The organism is Parafrankia irregularis, from assembly GCF_001536285.1.
GTDB lineage: Bacteria > Actinomycetota > Actinomycetes > Frankiales > Frankiaceae > Parafrankia > Parafrankia irregularis.
This window is the reverse complement of record NZ_FAOZ01000010.1, coordinates 78,599-95,244: the sequence shown is the minus strand read 5'-3', so window position 1 is coordinate 95,244 and position 16,646 is coordinate 78,599. Positions and strand designations below refer to the sequence as shown.

Sequence of the window (16,646 nt, the reverse complement as noted above, 5' to 3'; positions counted from 1 at the left end):
GCGGATAGCCATCCAGCAAACACCCGGCCACCAGCCGGGGACCCGGCACCATCGAGCAGCGCCGACGATGAGGCCACCGAGGGCACACCGGGACCGGGACAGGCGAATCCCGGCTTGGTTACGCTGGCCAAGGGGCCCGACCGACTGCAGGACCCGACTGAGGGAGGTCCGCCATCACCGCGGAGATGATCGCCCCGGCCTGGATGCACCAGCAGATCACGGCGGCGCAGTATGGCTCCTGGTCCGAGGAACAGTGCGCGGGCATCGAGATCGTGGACGGGATGGTCGTCGTGAGTCCCAGCGCCTCCAGACGTCACAACCGGCTGGTCAGGCTCATCACGAACGCGCTGGACACGGCTGGAGGGCCGGGCTGGAAGGCTGACAGCGACTTTGATCTGCGGCTCCAGGACGTGCCGCTGACCAATCGCCGACCGGATGTCGTTGTGTACCGCGCCGACACCCTCGACATCATGCCGGCCCGCCCCGAGCATGTGCTGCTGGTCGCAGAGGTCGTCTCGCCGGGTTCCGAGTCGACGGACAGATTCGTCAAGGCCGGAGAGTACGCGCGAGCAGCCATCACCTATTACTGGCGTGTCGAGCAGCCCGCCGGCGGGGTTCCGCTCGTGTATGCGCACATCCTTGATCCGGCCGCGGGAACCTACCGGGATGCCGGCGTCTGGGCGGGTGTCGTCGAGGCGGTCGCCCCCTTCCAGGTCACGATCGACCTCACCCGGCTGTAGCGCCGTCGCGGCCACCCGCGGTCGGGTCGTCGTAGCAGGCTGCTGCGAGACGGGAGAATGCACCTGACTGCCCTGGTGGCGGGGTGTTCGTGGCGGGTCGTGCGGGGTGGGGGAGAGGAAGGCGCAGACATATGAACAACGGCCGGGGAGACGTCCGTGCGTGCTGCTGACGCCGATCGGCTGGCGAGGTTCGTCCAGCTCGCGCAGCCGATGGCGGCGGGCGCTGTCCAGGTGTCCCGGCCAGGCGGCGCGACGGGCGGTGATGGGCAGCCTTCCGCCGCCGCCGCTCCGGCTTCCACCGCCGTCGACACCTATGCCTACACCCATGCCGACCACCGGTTGCGCCGGGAGCATGCCGACCGGATCGTCCGGCACTGGCGCTCCGAGCTCGCGCCGCTGTCAGCGCTGCCCGGTTTCGCGGGGCGGTTCGGGGGGCCGGTGCGTGACGTACTGTCCGCCACGGTGCAGGGCCTGTTGGTGCTGTCCCTCGCCCGCCTGTGCGACGTGACGGATGTGCACAGCCAGGTGCGGCTGCTCGCGCACACGGTGCTCGACGAGACGCTCCCCGCCGGTTGGGTACCACCGGTTGCCGTGCCGCCGCAGCCGTCCGCGGGTGAGCTCCCGGCCCCGGGCGCCAGTTCAATCCCGGGTGCCCGCTCCGCCCAGGATGCCGACCCCACCCGGGACGCTGCCTCTGCTCAGGACGCCGGCTCTGCCCAGGACGCCGGCTCCGCCCTGGGTATCGACGGGACCGAGGAGGAGCGGGCGCAGTGGCTGCGGCTGGTGCGTCGGGTGCCGGCCGGGGTCGTCACGCTGGCGCGTGAGATGTGGGCCGTGCGGCGGCTGATCGACGGGCGGGCGGAGGGTCGGAGGTGGCATCGTGCGGTCGCGAACGTGCCCGCGGTCGGGGTGGTCGGTGCGGCCCTCGGGGAGCGGCACGCCGCCACCGAGATCTCCGCGCGGGTCTATGTCGCGCTCGGCCTGGCCGACGAACTTCCAGGTATCTGAGCTGTTCCGCCCGCCCGTCTGTCCGACCTTCCGGCCGACCGACTCCGACCCGATCCGCCGTAGCCTGACCTGCTGTGTCCTGATCGGTTCTGACCACTTCTGACCTGGGTTGATGCCGCCGTGACAACGGAGGCGCGACAGTGCCTCGCCGGACATCCGCGACTCTTGACAGGGCGATCTACCGGGGCCAGGATCGAAAGTATGTTCGATCTCCTCGGGGTCCGGCCACGTCCTCGCACCGCTCACGGCGAGCCCGCCGTCCAGGGTGAGCACATGGCGCCGGGTCGTCCGCTGCCGTCACAGCGGAGTGCCCCGTCCACCCGCTCGTTGCCCGGTCGCCCGGCGACGACGCTACCGCCCAGCGTGGCCCGGGTGGCGGCGCGTACCCGGCTGTCCGCTGAGCTGTTGGCGGCCATTCTGACCGTCGACGGGCGCACCCGCGCCACGCTCGACGACATGGAGCGGGCGGATGCGCTCGCCGACGTTCTTCTCGCCCGGCGCCGTGAGCGGGTGGGCCAGCACCGCCACGAGGCTGCCGTCCGGCCCGCGGGCGAGGGCGGTCCGCCGCTTCGTTGGTCGGCCTGACGCCCAGCTTCCGGCCTGCCCCTGCCCCTGCCCCTGGCCCTCCGCCTCGACCGCTCGCCGCGCCGCCTCAGGCCCGGCCATGGGCGTACGTCGGAGCTGGCCGAGGGAACGGCGCTGGCCGAAGGGATTGGGCTGGCCGAAGGGATTGGGCTGGCCGCGAGAACGGGGCTGGCCGAGTGGATCTGGTCGGCCAGGTGGACTGAGCTGGCCGAATAGCCACAGCTGGCCGATTGGTCAGGGCTGGCCAAGCTTCTCGCGCCACGCCCGCTCCTTGATGATCCACTCGTTGTCCTGGGGGAACTCGTCGATGCCCGGCACCCGCCGGATCTCGCACCTCGAGCCGGGGACCGCCGGCGTCGCCGCGCCCACTCGATCGCCTCCTCCTTGGAAGCCATTTTGATCAGTTAGAAGTCGCCGAACAGCTCCTTCGTCTCGCCGTACGGTCCATCGGTGACCACCGGCGTGTCACCGCTGAAGTCGACGACGACACCCTCGGACGGGTCGTCGAGGCCCTCGCCGGCCACCACGACCCCGGCCCGCATCAACTCCTCGTTGTAACGCCCGATCCGGGCGAGCATCTCCTCGAAGGGCGTTTCCTGCATCCGCGCGAGGGGCTCGTCCGTGTTCCGCATGATCAGCATGTACTTCGCCATCGTGTGTCTCCCTGCCGCCGGGGCGGCGCGTCGACCCTCTGACCCATAGGTCGAACGGCATGGCCCCGGATCGACACGTCGTGGCCGCAGATCGAGGATCTCGCTCCGCCGCGCCGCGTCGGCAATTCACCCCGAGTGGGGTAAAAGGGGCGCAGGGTTGCCTGGCCACCCGCAAGAAAGAAGGATTTTGGTCGTTGGAACGACCGAAATCGTTCATTCTTGCGGCTCGCCAAACCGGGTCATTGGCCGCTCGGCTCTCGGGCGTCCGACCGTGCTCGTGGAGTGCGGGCTTCCCCGCTCGCCGACGGCCGATCCTGACCGGCGCCGACCCGCGAGGCTCTCGGGCGACCAGAATCCTGACCCGACCGATCCGACCTGTCTGGCGATCTGCCGAACCGAGGGCAGTCCGTGCGGTCTGGCGTGGTGAATCGTTCGGCTCGCCTGGCAGGCGGTCTCGCACGGGCCGCCCCCGTCACCGGGGGATTCTGGTGTGACGGGGGCGGCCCGCGCGGGACCACGCTGTCCACGCGCGGTAGGGCGGGTGTGGCGATGTGGCTGCGGTGTGGTCTGGGAGCGCTGGTGGGCGCTGCGGTGCGATCAGCCGCGGTAGACGTCGGTGACCCGGCGCCGGCGCCAGGACCTGCCGACCGGCTGGTCCTCGTAGACGTCGGTGGTCCGCTGGTAGTCGCCGCCAGGCGGGGAGCCGACGCCGGGCGGGTAGAGCTCGCTGTCGGACTCCGCCAGGCCGGCGCCATAGCCGACCCGGCGGCGGCGCGGCGCGAACACTGCGAGATCGAGGATGAGCCCGGCGGCGCCCGCCAGCATCAGAACAATGCCGATGACCGCGATGTCGAGCCCGGAAACGCTGACGTCGACGGCGAATGTGAGGATCGCGCCGAGCGCCATCAATGCGATGGCTGCGCCGATGCCCATGGTCTGCGCTCCTTCCATGACATCCCGCGTGGGCGGGACGAGGCGCCCGGCCTGGCCTGCCCGGGCGGCGATGGAGCGTGAGCTACCCGGCATCGGGCGTGATAGTCCGTCGGATCCGAAGAAATACTTAAACAAAGAATTTTTCGGGCTCGTCGGTTTCCCTGGCGGCTCGGCTGGGTCAGGTCGGTCGCGTGGACGTCCGCTGGGCCTGTTCGGGGGCGACGGCGCCCACCTCGACGGTGCGGTGAGGGACCGATCCAGGGCCACCGCGCCACCGGCGCCTGATCCATCCGGTATCCGGTCCGGCATCTGGTCCGGAGCGTGAGCCCGGCAGGTGACGGGCCGGTGACGCCCGATCCGCCACGAACTCGTATGTTCTCCTCACCGGGTCGCAAGCACGCAGCGTCGGGGGTGGGGCGTGGATACGAAGGCGCTGCGGCTGCTGGTCGTCGACGACGAGCCCAACATCGTGGACATGCTGCGGATGGCGCTGCGCTTCCACGGCTTCGAGGTCGAGACCGCCAGCTCCGGCCGGGAGGCCACCGCCGCGGTGACCGCAAGCTGCCCGGACCTGGTGGTGCTCGACGTCATGCTGCCCGACTGCGAGGGGCTTGCGCTGTGCCGGCAGTGGCGGCAGGCCGGCGTCGAGGTGCCGGTGGTGTTCCTGACCGCGCGGGACCGGCACGCCGACAAGGTCGCCGGGCTGACCTACGGCGGCGACGACTACGTCACCAAGCCGTTCGCGATCGACGAACTGGTCGCGCGGGTACGCGCCGTGCTGCGGCGGACGCGGCGCGAGCAGCCCGCGCCGACGCGGGCGTCGATGCTGGAGTTCGCCGACGTCGTCCTGGACGAGGACACGCATCAGGTCACCCGTGCCGGCCACCTGGTCGAGCTCGCGCCGACCGAGTTCAGGCTGCTGCGCTACCTGCTGGAGAACCCGAACCGGGTGCTGTCCCGGGAGCAGATCCTCGACGCGGTGTGGAGCGAGGACTTCCGCGGCGGTCTCACGGTGGTCGACCAGTACGTCAGCTACCTGCGGCGCAAACTGGCCCCGTACGGCCCGCCGCTGATCCACACCCAGCGCGGGTTCGGGTACGCGCTGCGCGCCGGCACCCGGGCGGAGCTGGGCAGCACGCTCCGGCCGGGCGAGGCGGCCCGGCTGGGCGAGGCGGCCCGGCCGGGCAGCACGGCCCAGCCGGGCGAGGCGGTCCAGCCGTGACGCTGCGAGCCAGGCTGATGTTCGGCCTGCTCGGCCTGATGGCGGTCTGCCTGACCGTCGCGGGCGCCGCGAGCGTGCTGGCCCTGCGTTCCCATCTGGTCGACCAGACCGACCGCCGGCTGCGGGCCGCGCAGTCCCTGTTCGAGACCCGCGCCGCGACGGCGCTGTCCCAGCTCGCCCCGCTGCTGCATGGTGTCGGGCTGCAACAGGCGGTGGCCCCCACTGACTTCATCGTCGAGATGCGGGAGCCGGACGGCTCGCTGACGGTATTGACCGGCCTCGCCGAGACGCCGGCCGCCGGCAGCTCAGGCGCCGGCGGTTCCGGAACCGGCAGCTCAGGCGGCGGCGGCTCTGGAACCGGCAGCCTGCTCGCGGCGGTCCCGGACCTGGACCGGCGGATCGCCTCGGGCGCGCCGTTCGGGCTGGTGGCCGGCGGCGTCCGGTACCGGGCGGTCGTCGGGGAGCTGCCGAGCGGTGTCACAGCCCTGGTCGCGCTGCCCATGCGCCCGGTCGTCGAGACGACCGGGCAGCTGATCCTCATCGAGGTCCTGGCCGGTGCCGCGGTGCTGGCGCTCGGCGGGGCGAGTGCCTGGTTCCTGCTCGGCCGCGGACTGCGCCCGCTGCGCGACATCACCGACACGGCAGTCGCCATCGCCGGCGGCGATCTCACCCGCCGGGTGGCGCACGGCCCGCCCCGCAGCGAGACCGGTCAGCTCGCCGCCGCGCTCAACGTGATGCTCGCCCAGATCCAGGCGGCTTTCGAGGATCGCCGCCGCTCCCAGCAGCGCCTGCGCCGGTTCGTCGCCGACGCCTCGCACGAGCTGCGCACCCCGTTGACGTCGGTGCGCGGGTACGTCGACATGCTGCGCCAGGGCATGGTGCCGCCCTCCGGCGCGGACGACGCGCTGCGCCGGGTGCAGGACGAGACGAGGCGGATGGGAACCCTCGTCGACGACATGCTCTACCTCGCCCACCTCGACGAGGCGCGGCCGCTGGCACGTGACGAGGTCGACCTGGCCGTCGTCGTGCGGGACGCGGTCACCGACGCCGCCGCGGTGGAGCCGGACCGCCCCCTGACCGTGCTGGGCCCGTCGGCCTGCCCGGTCGTGGGCGATCGGGACGCGCTGCGGCAGGTGATCGGCAACCTGCTCGCCAACGTCCGCGTGCACACCCCGGCCGGGACACCGGCCGAGGTCAGCCTGCGCGGCCCCGTGGACGGTCAGGTCGAGCTGCGCGTCCGCGACGACGGCCCCGGGATGGCCCCGGCCGACCTCGATCGGATCTTCGACCGCTTCTACCGCTCGGCCGCCGGGCGGGAGCGCGGCCGCGGCGGCAGCGGTCTCGGAATGGCGATCGTGGCCGCGGTCGCCGCCGCGCACGGCGGCAGCGCCCACGCCCAGGCCAGCGCCGACGACGGCAGCGGCCTCACCGTGCGGATCGTGCTGCCTGGCTGACGTGCTGCCTGGCTGACGTGCTCCTGGCTGACGGGGTGCGGTCCGCTGCCGGCGCGCCTACCGTGCAAAGCGTGGCCGTGTCCGGTCTGAGCGGCCGGTGTCGGAAGACGCCCGTCCGCGACCGGCGCCCGATCGCGAAAGGTCCCTTGTGGTGTCTGCTTCTCTGGTGACGACGCGGAGCACCCAGCGTGCGCCGCGTCCCGTCGACGAGGTGCCCGGGCCGGCCGACGGGCCGCTCGCGGCGGTACGTCGCATGCGCGCAGATCCGTTGTCCCAGTTCACCGCGCTGCACGACCGGTACGGGCCGTTGGTGCGCCTGATCCGGTGGCCGGTGTCGCTGTTCCTCGTCAGCGACCCGGAGGCGATCGGGGACATCCTCGTGGGCGGTCAGAAGGCGTACGGCAAGGGCGCGGTGCTGAGCGGCCCCGGCTCCCGGCGCCGCGTCGTCCAACCGCTGCGGACGCTGCTCGGTGACGGCCTGCTGACCAGCGCGGGTGAGGATCACCTGCGACAGCGGCGGCTCATGCAGCCGCTGTTCCACAAACAGCGCATCGCGGAGTACGGCCAGCAGTTCGTCGCCATCGCGGAGTCGACCGCGGCGAGCTGGCACGACGGCCAGCGACTCGACGTGCACGCCGAGATGTCCGAGATGACCCTGGCGATCGTCGCTCGGACCATCTTCGACGTCGACATCAGCGACCATGTCCTGGACGTCGTCCGCGCCGCTCTCGACGAGACGATGTCCGGCTCGGCGGTCCAGCAGGCCAGCGGGCTGGGGCTGGGGGAGTCGTCGCGGCTCCCCCTGCCGGCGGTCCGCCGTCGCCGCGCTACCCGGGCCGCGCTCGACCGGACCATCTACGACCTGATCGCCGCGCATCGCGCGGCCGGGGCCGGCGGCACTGATCTGATGTCGCTGCTGATGGCCGCCCGGGACGGCGACACCGGCGGGCAGCTGACCGACCACGAGATCCGGGACGAGGCCGTGACCCTCCTGCTCGCCGGCCACGAGACCGCCGCGAATGCCCTGACCTGGACGTTCCACCTGCTTGGCGGTGCACCGGTGGTCGCGGCGGAGCTGGGCGAGGAACTCGACACCGTCCTCGCCGGGCGGCTGCCGACCTTCGACGATCTGCCGCGGCTTACCTACACCAACGCGGTGTTCAACGAATCCATGCGGCTGTACCCGCCCGTGTGGGCGATGGTCCGCCACCTCGTCGAGGACCGGGAGGTGGCCGGGTACCTGCTGCCGGCCTGGTCGACGCTGGTCATCGGCCAGTGGGTGATGCACCGGGACGGACGCTGGTGGCCTCATCCGGAACGGTTCGATCCCGGCCGCTGGCTCGAACCGGCAGGTGGTGCCGCTGGCACGTCCGACGCGGCCGGTGGGGCCGGTGCGACTGATTCGTCCGGTACGCGGCCGCGGTTTGCCTATTTTCCGTTCGGTGGTGGCAGGCGTCAGTGCATCGGGAACGGCTTCGCCGTCGCGGAAGGTGTCCTGGCCCTGGCAACGATCGCCAGCCGGTGGACGCTGACTCCGGCCAGCAACACCCCGGTCCAACCCGAACCGGCGATCACCCTCCGTCCGCGGGGCCCCGTGTCGATGATCGTGCACAGCCGGCGCTGAGAGCGGCGGTGCGGGCACGCGGCCGTGCGGGCACACGGCGGCGCGGGAGCCCCCCGATCTGTCGGCTCCCGCGCCGCTGCGTCAGGAGCAGGCCCAGCTGATCGAGCCGGCCAGGGCACGGCCGCCGGAGGTGCTGGCGTTGAAGGAGACCGCACCGCCATCCGCGGTGACCTGCACTGTCGTCGGGACCGCGCTGATCGCGTATTTCGACCCGTCGGCCGCCACCACCGACACGCTGATCACCGCCGGATAGCTCCCCGGGCCCGCGTAGCCGGCGACGCGCACGTTCTGCGTGACGGTGGCGCCGTCGAGCGTGCCGGTGGCAGAGGCGACGTACCTGCGGGCGGCGGTTTCGCAGCTCACCGCGGTGTTGACGTGGCCGCTGAGCATGATCGGGCTGGTGATGGCGAGGGTCAGCGACCCCGGGCCGCCGTCGCCCGTGCCCACCGGCGCCGCTGGCTGCCCGGCTTCCGCCGGCGTCGTCGCGGCAGCCGTGGCCGGCGCGGCAGCCGTGGCCGGTGCGGCGGTCGTGGTCGTGGCCGCGCTGTCGGCCGCCGCCGCGCTGCCCGTCTGCCCCGCGCCGGCCCGGCAGGCCGACACACTCGTCATCAGCACGCATCCGACAAGGACCGCGGCACCCCGGTGAACCCGGCTCCGAACGTTCACAACCGCATCTCCCGACCTCGATGGCATGAGGACACAGGTCGGAGCCTTCGTACCGACGCGCCGCACCGGCGGGATCCGACACCGTCACCTCACCAGCGGCCGATGCGGAAGGGTTCTGAGGAACGTGTGAGATCCGTGAGAGGCCGTGAGAGGCCGCGCGGGTCAGCCTTCGGCGGCGCCCAGGGCGCGGTCGAGCATCGCGAGGCCGGCGCGGGCGTCGCCGTCCGAGATGTTCAGCGGGGGCACGACGTGGATCCGGTTGCTGCTCACGAACGGCAGCAGGCCCTCGACCCGGCAGGCCGCGGTGATGCGTCCCATGCGCTCGCTGGTTCCGCCGGTCGGGGCGATCGGTGTGCGGCTCGCCCGGTCCTCGACGAGGTCGAGGGCCCAGAAGGCACCGACGCCGCGGACGTCACCGATCACCGGATGCCGCGCCGCGAGATCGCGCAGGCCCGGGCCGAGGACGTCCCGACCGAGGCGGTCGGCTGCTGCCACGGTGCCCTCGTCCTCCATCGCGCGGACGGTCGCCACCGCCGCCGCGCAGGCCAGCGGATGGCCCGAGTAGGTCAGCCCGCCGGGATAGGCCCGGTCGTCGAAGGTCCGCAGCACCGGGCCGGTGATCGCGACGCCGCCGAGCGGCACGTACCCGCTGGTGACGCCCTTCGCGAACGTCACCAGGTCGGGCCGGACGTCGTCGAGCTCGAACGCGAACCAGCGCCCGGCGCGGCCGAACCCGGCCATCACCTCGTCGGCGATCATGACCAGGCCGTTGCGGTCACAGAGCTCACGGACCCCCCGCAGATAGCCCGCCGGGGGAACCATGACACCGGCCGTTCCGGGGATGGACTCCAGCACGACCGCGGCGATCGTGCCCGGTCCTTCCAGCGCGATGACCTGCTCCAGATGGGCGAGGGCACGCTCGCACTCCTGCGCCTCGTCCGTCGCGTGGAACGGGCTGCGGTACAGGAACGGCCCGAAGAAGTGGACGACTCCGGCGGCGCCGTGGTCGTTCTCCCACCGGCGCGGGTCACCGGTCACGTTGATCGCCAGGTCGGTGCCGCCGTGGTACGAGCGGTAGGCCGAGAGCACCTTGATCCGTCCGGTGTGCAGCCGGGCCATCCGGATGGCGTGCTCGACCGCGTCGGCCCCGCCGTTCGTGAAGAAGATCTTCTCGAAGGTGTCCGGCAGGTGCGACAGGATCAGTCGGGCCGCCTCGGCGCGCGCCGCGTTCGCGTGCTGCGGGGCGACCGTGCACAGCGTGGCCGCCTGCTGCTGGATCGCCGCGACCACCCGCGGGTGCTGGTGGCCGAGGTTCGTGAACACGAGCTGCGAGCTGAAGTCGAGCAGCGGGTGGTCGTAGTCGTCCCACACCCAGGATCCCTCGGCGCGGGTGATCACCATGGGGCTGATCCGCTCCTGGGCCGACCAGGAGTGGAAGACGTGCCTGCGGTCGAGCTCGTACGTCCGCGCGGCGGCGGGTGTGCGCGGCACCGCGGAGCCGCCGCCGCGCGCGGCCAGGCCGCCGGTCGGGGAGGTGCGGCTGGCCGACGCGCTGCGACTGTTCGAGGTGATGCGGCTGTTCGAGGTGGTGCGGCCGGTCGCGGTGATGGTGTCGTTCGTCGTCATTGGTGGTCCTCTCGGCCGCGGTGGTCGGTGCTCGGGCGTCGGTGGTCGAGCGTCGGTGGTCGGCGGTCAGGCGTTCTGGGGGAATCCGAGCTGGAGGCCGCCGCCTGAGCGACTGGCCGGGTCCGGCCAGCGTGTTGTCACGACCTTGGCACGGGTGAAGAAGTGGACGCCCTCGGTCCCGTGGGCATGGGTGTCGCCGAACAGCGACCGCTTCCAGCCGCCGAACGAGTAGTAGGCGACGGGGACCGGGATCGGCACGTTCACGCCGATCATGCCGACCCGCACCTCGTTCTCGAACCGGCGGGCGGCCCCGCCGTCGGCCGTGAAGATCGCGGTGCCGTTGCCGTACGGGTTGCCGTTGACCAGTTCGAGCGCCGCGGCGTAGCTGGGAACGCGGACGACCGACAGCACCGGCCCGAAGATCTCCTCGGTGTAGATCGGCATGTCCGGCGTCACCTGGTCAAACAGCGTCGGGCCGAGCCAGAAGCCGGCGGCGTCGCCACGCGGCTCGACACCACGGCCGTCGACGACCAGCTTGGCGCCGGCGGCCTCGCCCTGCGCGACGAGGTCCGCGACCCGGTCCCGGTGGGCACGGGTGACGAGTGGACCCATGTCGCTTTCGCGGTCGGTGCCGGCATGGCCGCCGGTGCCGCCGGTGCCGCCGGCCGCGCCGTCCCCGGTGACGAGCCCGCGGGTGCGCTCGGCGATCCTCGCCACCAGCTCGTCACCGATCGGGTCGACGGCGACCAGCACGCTGATCGCCATGCAGCGTTCGCCGGCGCTGCCGTAGCCGGCGCTGACGGCGGCGTCGGCGGCCAGGTCGAGGTCGGCGTCGGGCAGGACGACCATGTGGTTCTTGGCACCGCCGAGGGCCTGGACGCGCTTGCCGTGGGCGCTGGCGCGCGTGTAGACGTACTCGGCCACCGGGGTGGAGCCGACGAAGCTGACCGCCGCGACGTCCGGGCTGTCCAGCAACGCGTCGACCGCGGCCTTGTCTCCGTGCAGGACGTTGAACACCCCGTCGGGAAGGCCGGCCTCCTGCCACAGCTGAGCGAGCCAGAGCGCCGCCGAGGGCGCCTTCTCGCTCGGTTTGAGCACGACCGCGTTGCCCGCCGCGATCGCGATCGGGAAGAACCACATCGGGACCATCGCCGGGAAGTTGAACGGGCTGATGATCCCGACCACCCCCAGCGGCTCCCGACGCGAGTGGACGTCGACCCCGGTCGACGCGCTCGGCGAGAACCCGCCGCGAAGGAGGTGGGAGATGCCGCAGGCGAACTCGACGACCTCCTGGCCGCGGCTGACCTCGCCGAGCGCGTCCGAGTGGACCTTGCCGTGCTCGCTGGTGATGATGCGGGCCAGCTCGGTCTTGCGGGCGTTCAGCAGCTCGCGGAAGCGGAAGACGATCTGCGTGCGCCGGGCGAGCGAGGTGGCGGCCCAGCCGGGTGCCGCCGCGGCGGCGGCCGCGATGACGCGCGCGGCGGCCGGTGCGTCGGCGAGCAGCACCGCGCCGGTCGTCGCGCCGGTCGCGGGGTTGGTCACGGGGGCCGTCGCGCTCCCGGCCGGCGCGTACAACGCTCCGTCCACCCAGTGCGCGATGGTGTCGGTGCTGGTCGTCGTGGTCATGTTCTCCTGCCTCACCTGTCGCGCGGCTTGTCGCGTCAGCTCGATTAGAACGCCGCCGGCCCGCGGCCGCCTCCGACGATCCGTAACGAAGCTGGGACACTTCCTTACAGTTCGTCAGGAGACGTCCGTACGATGCGCCGGGGCGCCGGGGCGCCCGGCGGTCGCCTCGGCGGCGGGGAACGGGCGTGGGGAGTGGGGAGGAGCCGGGGTGGCGCTGCCGACGTTGCGTGAGGTGCTGCGGATGCCGGTCGTTCGCGGTGCGCGGCCCCTGGTCGTCGCCGGTGAGGTCGGTCTCGACCGGGACGTCCGGTGGGTCCACTCGTCCGAGCTGCCGGACATCGCGACCCTGCTGCGCGGCGGCGAGCTCGTGCTGACGACGGGAAGCCTGTGGTCGTCCGACGAGGCTGCGCAGGTGGCCTTCGTCGCGAGCCTCGCCGACGTCGAGGCGGCCGGCCTCGTCGTCGAGCTGCACCGCCGCTGGTCGGCCGGTCTGCCCGCGGGTGTCGTGCGTGCCTGCGCCGCCCATGGCCTGCCCTTGGTGGCCCTGGGCCGGGAGGTCCGGTTCGCGGCGATCGCGCAGGCAGTCGGTGAGCGCATCGTCGACGGTCAGCTGACCGAGCTGCGGGCGGTCGAACGCATCCACACGACCTTCACCCGACTGAGCCTCGCCGAGGCCGAGGTCCCGGAGATCCTGCAGGCGGCGCACCGGATCGCCGGCCTGCCCGTCGTGCTGGAGTCGGACGAGCACCATGTCGTCGCCTTCGCGGCCGACCCGACCGGTGACGACGCGGAGCTGCTCGCCGACTGGGCCGAGATCTCCCGCCTGGTGAGCGCCCCTGGGCCCGCGGACGCGGCCGAACCCGCCGACGGGGCTGAGCACATAGGCCCGGCTGAGCACATAGGCCCGGCTGAGCGCACAGGCCCGGCTGAGCGCACAGGCCTGTCCACGACTGTCGAGCCCACGACGAGCGCGCTCACGTCGGCTGCCGAGCTCACCGCGACCGCGGGATCGACGCGCTGGGACGCCTCGGTCGGCTGGCTGGTCGCCCCGGTCGGCGCCGGGAAGCGGCGCTGGGGCCGCCTCGTCATCGTCACCGCGCAGCCGCCCGGAGACCGCCTCGTCGTCCTCGCCGAGCGGGCGGCCGCGGCCGTCGCACTGCGGCGGCTCAACGATCGGGACCGCGACGGCCTCGTCCGCCGCAGCCACCACGAGATCATGCTGGCGCTGGCGGTCCGGCCGACCGCGGACGCCCTGCGCCGCTGTGAGCTGGCCGGGCTGCCGCTGCGGCGGCGCCGCTTCGTCGCGGTCGCGCTGCGTCCTTCTTCCGGATCGGACATCGGCGACGTCGTCGCGGCCGTCGTGCACGCCACCCGTACCCGGCGGCTGCCCGCCCTCGTCAGCCAGATCGGGCCGGACGTCCACGCGCTGCTGTCCCTGCCGGCCGTGGACGTCCCGGGAGGCGCGAACGTCCCGGGAAGCGTGAATGCCCCGGGAGGTGCCGTCGACGCCGCGGTCGACGGTCTCGCGGCCGACGTCCGCCGGCGCCATGCGGTGGTCGTCGCGGCGTCAAGACCGGTCAACGAGCCGGCGCGACTCGGCGCGACGCTCGCCGAGGCCCGGCAGGTGCTGGAGTCGGTCGGCGACGCGTCCGGCGCCGACCCGGCACGGGTGGTGCACCGGCTCGACGACGTCCACGTCCGGGGGCTGATCGCGTTGCTCGGCACCGACCCGCGGCTGGCCGCGTTCGTCGACCGTGAGCTGGCTGGTCTGCGTGCCCATGACGCCCGGTGGTCCACCGACCTCGTCGGCGCCGTGCGGGCGCTGCTGGCCCATCCCACCAGCAAGGCGAGTGCCGCCGGGTCGATCCACCTGTCCCGACCGGCGTTCTACGCACGGCTGGAGAAAGCCGAGCAGGTGATCGGCGCCAGCCTGGACGACCCGGAGATCCGCACGTCGCTGCACCTGGCTCTGCTGGCGCACGACGTGGCGGCGGCCCGCCCGAACACGACAGTTCGTCCGCCGCGACCTGGATAGGCGCCCACATCATCGCGCCGGGCCGGATCAGACCGCCGAGAGCGACACCTCGGTCGACTTGATCAGCGCCGTCACGGCGGAACCCTGGGCGAGGCCGAGGGCGGTCGCGGCGTCCACGGTGATCGCCGAGGTGAGCTCGCCGCCGTTCTCGAGGGCGATGTGCGCGACGGCCATGGCGCCGCCGGTCTCCAGGCCGGACACCGTGCCGGGCAGCTGGTTGCGGATGCTCAGCCCGTCCACGCTGCCGGTGGCCAGCGCCACCTCGGTCGACTTGAACAGCACCTCGACCGCGGAACCCGCGGACACACCGAGATCCTTGACCGCGTCGAGAGTAATCGCCGCTGTCACGGTCTGCCCGCCGGAAAGGGTGATCCGTACTGTGCTCATTACTGCGCCATCGGTAATTTCAGCGACCGTTCCGGTCAGCCGGTTACGAATGCTGAGGCTCATCGATCCCCCTGGTGTACTGGGCTCTGCCTGTCTGCTCTCCCCCCTCCTTACCTGAGCGGACGCCACCTGCGCATATCGACGGCACGCTGTCGGTTCCGAAAGCGCGGACCTGTTTCCGCCCGCATCCCCGTGCCTGCGGAGTGGCGGGGGTGTTGCCCTACGCATCCAAGAACATGGACTTTCACAGGAACGATCATCGTGGGATGGGCGGCCTGGCCGCCCCCGGCTGCCCTCGGTGGCGCAGGCCGCGCGCCGCGGCGCCGCGGAAGCGGTCGGTGACCGACCTGTCGGTCATTGCACAGGAGAAAACGGGTCACCTCGGGCCGTTCGGGACCTAGTGTTCGACTGGTCGAGAGGAAGCAGACCATGTCGGACCGCCGAGGCCCCGCCACGCGCGGCCGGCTGTCGCGCCGTGCCGCGGCAGCCGCGGCCACCACGCTGGCGCTCGTCCTGCTGACGGCCGGCTGCCAGCCCGGTGCCGCTGGTCTGCAGGCCGGCGAGCCGTCGCCGTCGATGACCCCGGCGGGAGCGGAGCCGACGAGCCCGCCGGCCCCGACCCGGACAACGGTCGACGCGGATGTGATCGACTCCGCGGATCCGGGCGGTTCCGCGGAACCGGACGCCGACCGGTCGGCCGATCCGACAACGCGGCCCGCGACGCCTGCGGCGGGCGGTGACACCTGCCACCAGGTGGGCGACTTCGACGTCTGCGGCCAGATCTACACCCGCTACGCCCAGCTCGGTGGCACCACCGGCGCGCTGGGACGTCCCGTCGACGACGCGACGCGAGCCGGCGCCGGCACGACCCAGCGGTTCGAGAACGGCACGATCGCCACCAGCCCGTCGACCGGCACCCACGTCGTCACCGAGCCCGCTGCCGACGCCTGGGCGGACGGCGGCGGCGCGGACGGCCCGCTCGGCTACCCGCTGCTGGACCCCCGCCCGGCTGTCGGGGCGGACAGCGTCAGCTACTTCCAGGGCGGCGCCGTGTACGTCACGGGGGAGGACACCGACACCCATGAGGAGCCCGGCGGGGAGGTGCCCGCGGTCGACGTGCCCAGCGTGTACGGGCTCCCGCTGGCGGACTTCGTCGTCGTGCGCGACGCCCGGGCGGCCGGCCCGGCCGGCGGTGAGCTGGTGTGGACGACCGACGGGTGCAGCGGCCCGACCCCGCCCGAGGTGGACGCCCTGTTCGCCGGCCCGTGCCTGCGCCACGACTTCGGCTACCGCAACTTCCTGAACGGCCCGAAGGTCGACCCCACCCAGCAGCGCAGGCTCGCGATCGACAACCAGTTCCTCACCGACCTGCGCGCGACCTGCGGGTCGGCCGGCGAACCGCAGGTGATCTGGTTCGGGGTGAAGGTCACCTGCCAGCGCGCCGCCCAGCTGATGTACGACGCCGTCCGCGCCTTCGGCTAGCGAGCTGAAGGAACCCGGCCGGGAACATGTCCCCGGGCGAGACCGTCGGTGTGCTCGTTGAGGAAGTCGAGCGCACTTTCGTAATCCGATCCCACGCCGAGCTCCGCGTCGATGGCGATCAGCTGGGTGACGCCGAGCATCACCAGGTGCGCCACCGGTGGCGGGCAGAGGTCTGGCGGGACGCGCAGATCGGCCAGCGCCGCGGTGAAGGCGTCGAGCTGAAGCTGGCGATATCGCTGGTAGTACTCGACGATTGCCGCGCGGATCGCCTTGCGGTGGTTGGCCAGGGCCATGAACTCCAGGTTGAAGCGAGTGCTCGTGATGATGCCCACCTCGTGCAGGTCCCACAGCTCGCGCACCGTCGGGCGGGAGCGGACCAGTTCACCGAGCAGCTCGAGGCCGGGGTCCGCGCGGCGGCGGAACATCGCCAGGAACAGGTCGTCCATGGTGCGGAAGTAGTAGTGCACCAGCGGCGGGGTCAGCCCGGCGTGGGCGCCGACCCGCCGTGAGGTGACAGCCGCGTAGCCCTCCTCGAGCAGTAGCCGTTCGGCGGCGTCGAGCAGACGGTCACGCGTGGTGGGCTCGGCATCGTCGATGCTGGTCAC

General features: G+C 72.5%; 16 protein-coding genes. 8 read left to right on the top strand and 8 right to left on the bottom strand.

Annotated features, from left to right (window positions below; translation table 11 throughout):
- Window positions 1–185 precede the first annotated feature (185 nt).
- The 3 genes from AWX74_RS17785 to AWX74_RS17775 all read left to right on the top strand — a co-directional run bounded on the left by AWX74_RS17785 (window position 186) and on the right by AWX74_RS17775 (window position 2,333).
- Entirely contained in the window at window positions 186–740 is a 555-nt protein-coding gene (locus tag AWX74_RS17785) for a Uma2 family endonuclease (RefSeq protein WP_091278049.1), read from the top strand.
- Window positions 741–896: 156 nt separating this feature from the next.
- Window positions 897–1,748, top strand: a complete 852-nt coding sequence (locus AWX74_RS17780) for a hypothetical protein (RefSeq protein ID WP_242666291.1) — start codon at window positions 897–899, stop codon at window positions 1,746–1,748.
- 201 nt (window positions 1,749–1,949) lie between these two features.
- Window positions 1,950–2,333 (top strand): hypothetical protein, encoded by a 384-nt coding sequence (locus tag AWX74_RS17775; protein ID WP_091278047.1) that lies wholly within the window; start codon window positions 1,950–1,952, stop codon window positions 2,331–2,333.
- Between the two features lie 234 nt (window positions 2,334–2,567).
- Here the strand turns inward: AWX74_RS17775 and AWX74_RS42855 are convergent, their stop codons facing one another.
- The 3 genes from AWX74_RS42855 to AWX74_RS17765 form a co-directional block, all read right to left on the bottom strand.
- On the bottom strand, window positions 2,568–2,702 hold the full coding sequence (locus AWX74_RS42855) for a hypothetical protein (RefSeq protein WP_278184635.1): 135 nt from the start codon (window positions 2,700–2,702) through the stop codon (window positions 2,568–2,570).
- Window positions 2,703–2,737: 35 nt separating this feature from the next.
- Window positions 2,738–2,986, bottom strand: coding sequence for a YciI family protein (locus AWX74_RS42850; protein ID WP_226931329.1), 249 nt, complete (start codon window positions 2,984–2,986; stop codon window positions 2,738–2,740).
- A gap of 597 nt (window positions 2,987–3,583) precedes the next feature.
- The gene (locus AWX74_RS17765) at window positions 3,584–3,919 is read right to left on the bottom strand and encodes a DUF6458 family protein (RefSeq protein ID WP_091278046.1); all 336 of its coding nucleotides are present in this window, start codon (window positions 3,917–3,919) and stop codon (window positions 3,584–3,586) included.
- Window positions 3,920–4,337: 418 nt separating this feature from the next.
- Between AWX74_RS17765 and AWX74_RS17760 the strand changes: the two genes are divergently transcribed.
- The 3 genes from AWX74_RS17760 (at window position 4,338) to AWX74_RS17750 (ending at window position 8,219) form a co-directional block, all read left to right on the top strand.
- Window positions 4,338–5,141: a response regulator transcription factor gene (locus tag AWX74_RS17760; protein ID WP_397312819.1), complete on the top strand. Its 804-nt coding sequence runs from the start codon at window positions 4,338–4,340 to the stop codon at window positions 5,139–5,141.
- Window positions 5,138–6,595 (top strand): sensor histidine kinase, encoded by a 1,458-nt coding sequence (locus AWX74_RS17755; RefSeq protein WP_091278044.1) that lies wholly within the window; start codon window positions 5,138–5,140, stop codon window positions 6,593–6,595. Before AWX74_RS17760 ends, AWX74_RS17755 begins: the two co-directional genes overlap by 4 nt.
- Before the next feature lie 148 nt (window positions 6,596–6,743).
- The gene (locus AWX74_RS17750) at window positions 6,744–8,219 is read left to right on the top strand and encodes a cytochrome P450 (protein ID WP_091278042.1); all 1,476 of its coding nucleotides are present in this window, start codon (window positions 6,744–6,746) and stop codon (window positions 8,217–8,219) included.
- An 81-nt stretch (window positions 8,220–8,300) separates the two neighbouring features.
- Here AWX74_RS17750 and AWX74_RS17745 read toward each other — a convergent pair whose 3' ends face one another.
- The 3 genes from AWX74_RS17745 to AWX74_RS17735 form a co-directional block, all read right to left on the bottom strand.
- On the bottom strand, window positions 8,301–8,828 hold the full coding sequence (locus AWX74_RS17745; RefSeq protein ID WP_091278215.1) for a hypothetical protein: 528 nt from the start codon (window positions 8,826–8,828) through the stop codon (window positions 8,301–8,303).
- Between the two features lie 219 nt (window positions 8,829–9,047).
- Window positions 9,048–10,511 carry an aspartate aminotransferase family protein gene (locus AWX74_RS17740; RefSeq protein ID WP_226931330.1) on the bottom strand — a complete coding sequence of 488 codons (1,464 nt, stop codon included), beginning with the start codon at window positions 10,509–10,511 and terminating at the stop codon, window positions 9,048–9,050.
- A 66-nt stretch (window positions 10,512–10,577) separates the two neighbouring features.
- A complete protein-coding gene (locus AWX74_RS17735) occupies window positions 10,578–12,137 on the bottom strand; it encodes a CoA-acylating methylmalonate-semialdehyde dehydrogenase (protein ID WP_091278041.1) in 1,560 nt (519 codons plus the stop codon).
- Between the two features lie 208 nt (window positions 12,138–12,345).
- Here AWX74_RS17735 and AWX74_RS17730 point away from each other — a divergent pair, with 208 nt between their 5' ends.
- Window positions 12,346–14,172 carry a PucR family transcriptional regulator gene (locus AWX74_RS17730; RefSeq protein WP_165615672.1) on the top strand — a complete coding sequence of 609 codons (1,827 nt, stop codon included), beginning with the start codon at window positions 12,346–12,348 and terminating at the stop codon, window positions 14,170–14,172.
- Window positions 14,173–14,199: 27 nt separating this feature from the next.
- Here AWX74_RS17730 and AWX74_RS17725 read toward each other — a convergent pair whose 3' ends face one another.
- Entirely contained in the window at window positions 14,200–14,622 is a 423-nt protein-coding gene (locus AWX74_RS17725) for a TOBE domain-containing protein (RefSeq protein WP_091278037.1), read from the bottom strand.
- A gap of 366 nt (window positions 14,623–14,988) precedes the next feature.
- Between AWX74_RS17725 and AWX74_RS17720 the strand changes: the two genes are divergently transcribed.
- Window positions 14,989–16,041 carry a phospholipase A2 gene (locus AWX74_RS17720; RefSeq protein WP_091278035.1) on the top strand — a complete coding sequence of 351 codons (1,053 nt, stop codon included), beginning with the start codon at window positions 14,989–14,991 and terminating at the stop codon, window positions 16,039–16,041.
- Here AWX74_RS17720 and AWX74_RS17715 read toward each other — a convergent pair.
- On the bottom strand, window positions 16,038–16,646 hold the full coding sequence (locus tag AWX74_RS17715; protein ID WP_091278033.1) for a TetR/AcrR family transcriptional regulator: 609 nt from the start codon (window positions 16,644–16,646) through the stop codon (window positions 16,038–16,040). The genes AWX74_RS17720 and AWX74_RS17715 overlap by 4 nt on opposite strands.

Coding starts and splice junctions, on each gene's coding strand:
- AWX74_RS17785 (WP_091278049.1), top strand. CDS start 186: ATGATCGCCCCGGCCTGGATGCACCAGCAGATCACGGCGGCGCAGTAT.
- AWX74_RS17775 (WP_091278047.1), top strand. CDS start 1,950: ATGTTCGATCTCCTCGGGGTCCGGCCACGTCCTCGCACCGCTCACGGC.
- AWX74_RS42850 (WP_226931329.1), bottom strand. CDS start 2,986: ATGGCGAAGTACATGCTGATCATGCGGAACACGGACGAGCCCCTCGCG.
- AWX74_RS17765 (WP_091278046.1), bottom strand. CDS start 3,919: ATGGGCATCGGCGCAGCCATCGCATTGATGGCGCTCGGCGCGATCCTC.
- AWX74_RS17745 (WP_091278215.1), bottom strand. CDS start 8,828: ATGACGAGTGTGTCGGCCTGCCGGGCCGGCGCGGGGCAGACGGGCAGC.
- AWX74_RS17740 (WP_226931330.1), bottom strand. CDS start 10,511: ATGACGACGAACGACACCATCACCGCGACCGGCCGCACCACCTCGAAC.
- AWX74_RS17735 (WP_091278041.1), bottom strand. CDS start 12,137: ATGACCACGACGACCAGCACCGACACCATCGCGCACTGGGTGGACGGA.
- AWX74_RS17725 (WP_091278037.1), bottom strand. CDS start 14,622: ATGAGCCTCAGCATTCGTAACCGGCTGACCGGAACGGTCGCTGAAATT.
- AWX74_RS17720 (WP_091278035.1), top strand. CDS start 14,989: ATGTCGGACCGCCGAGGCCCCGCCACGCGCGGCCGGCTGTCGCGCCGT.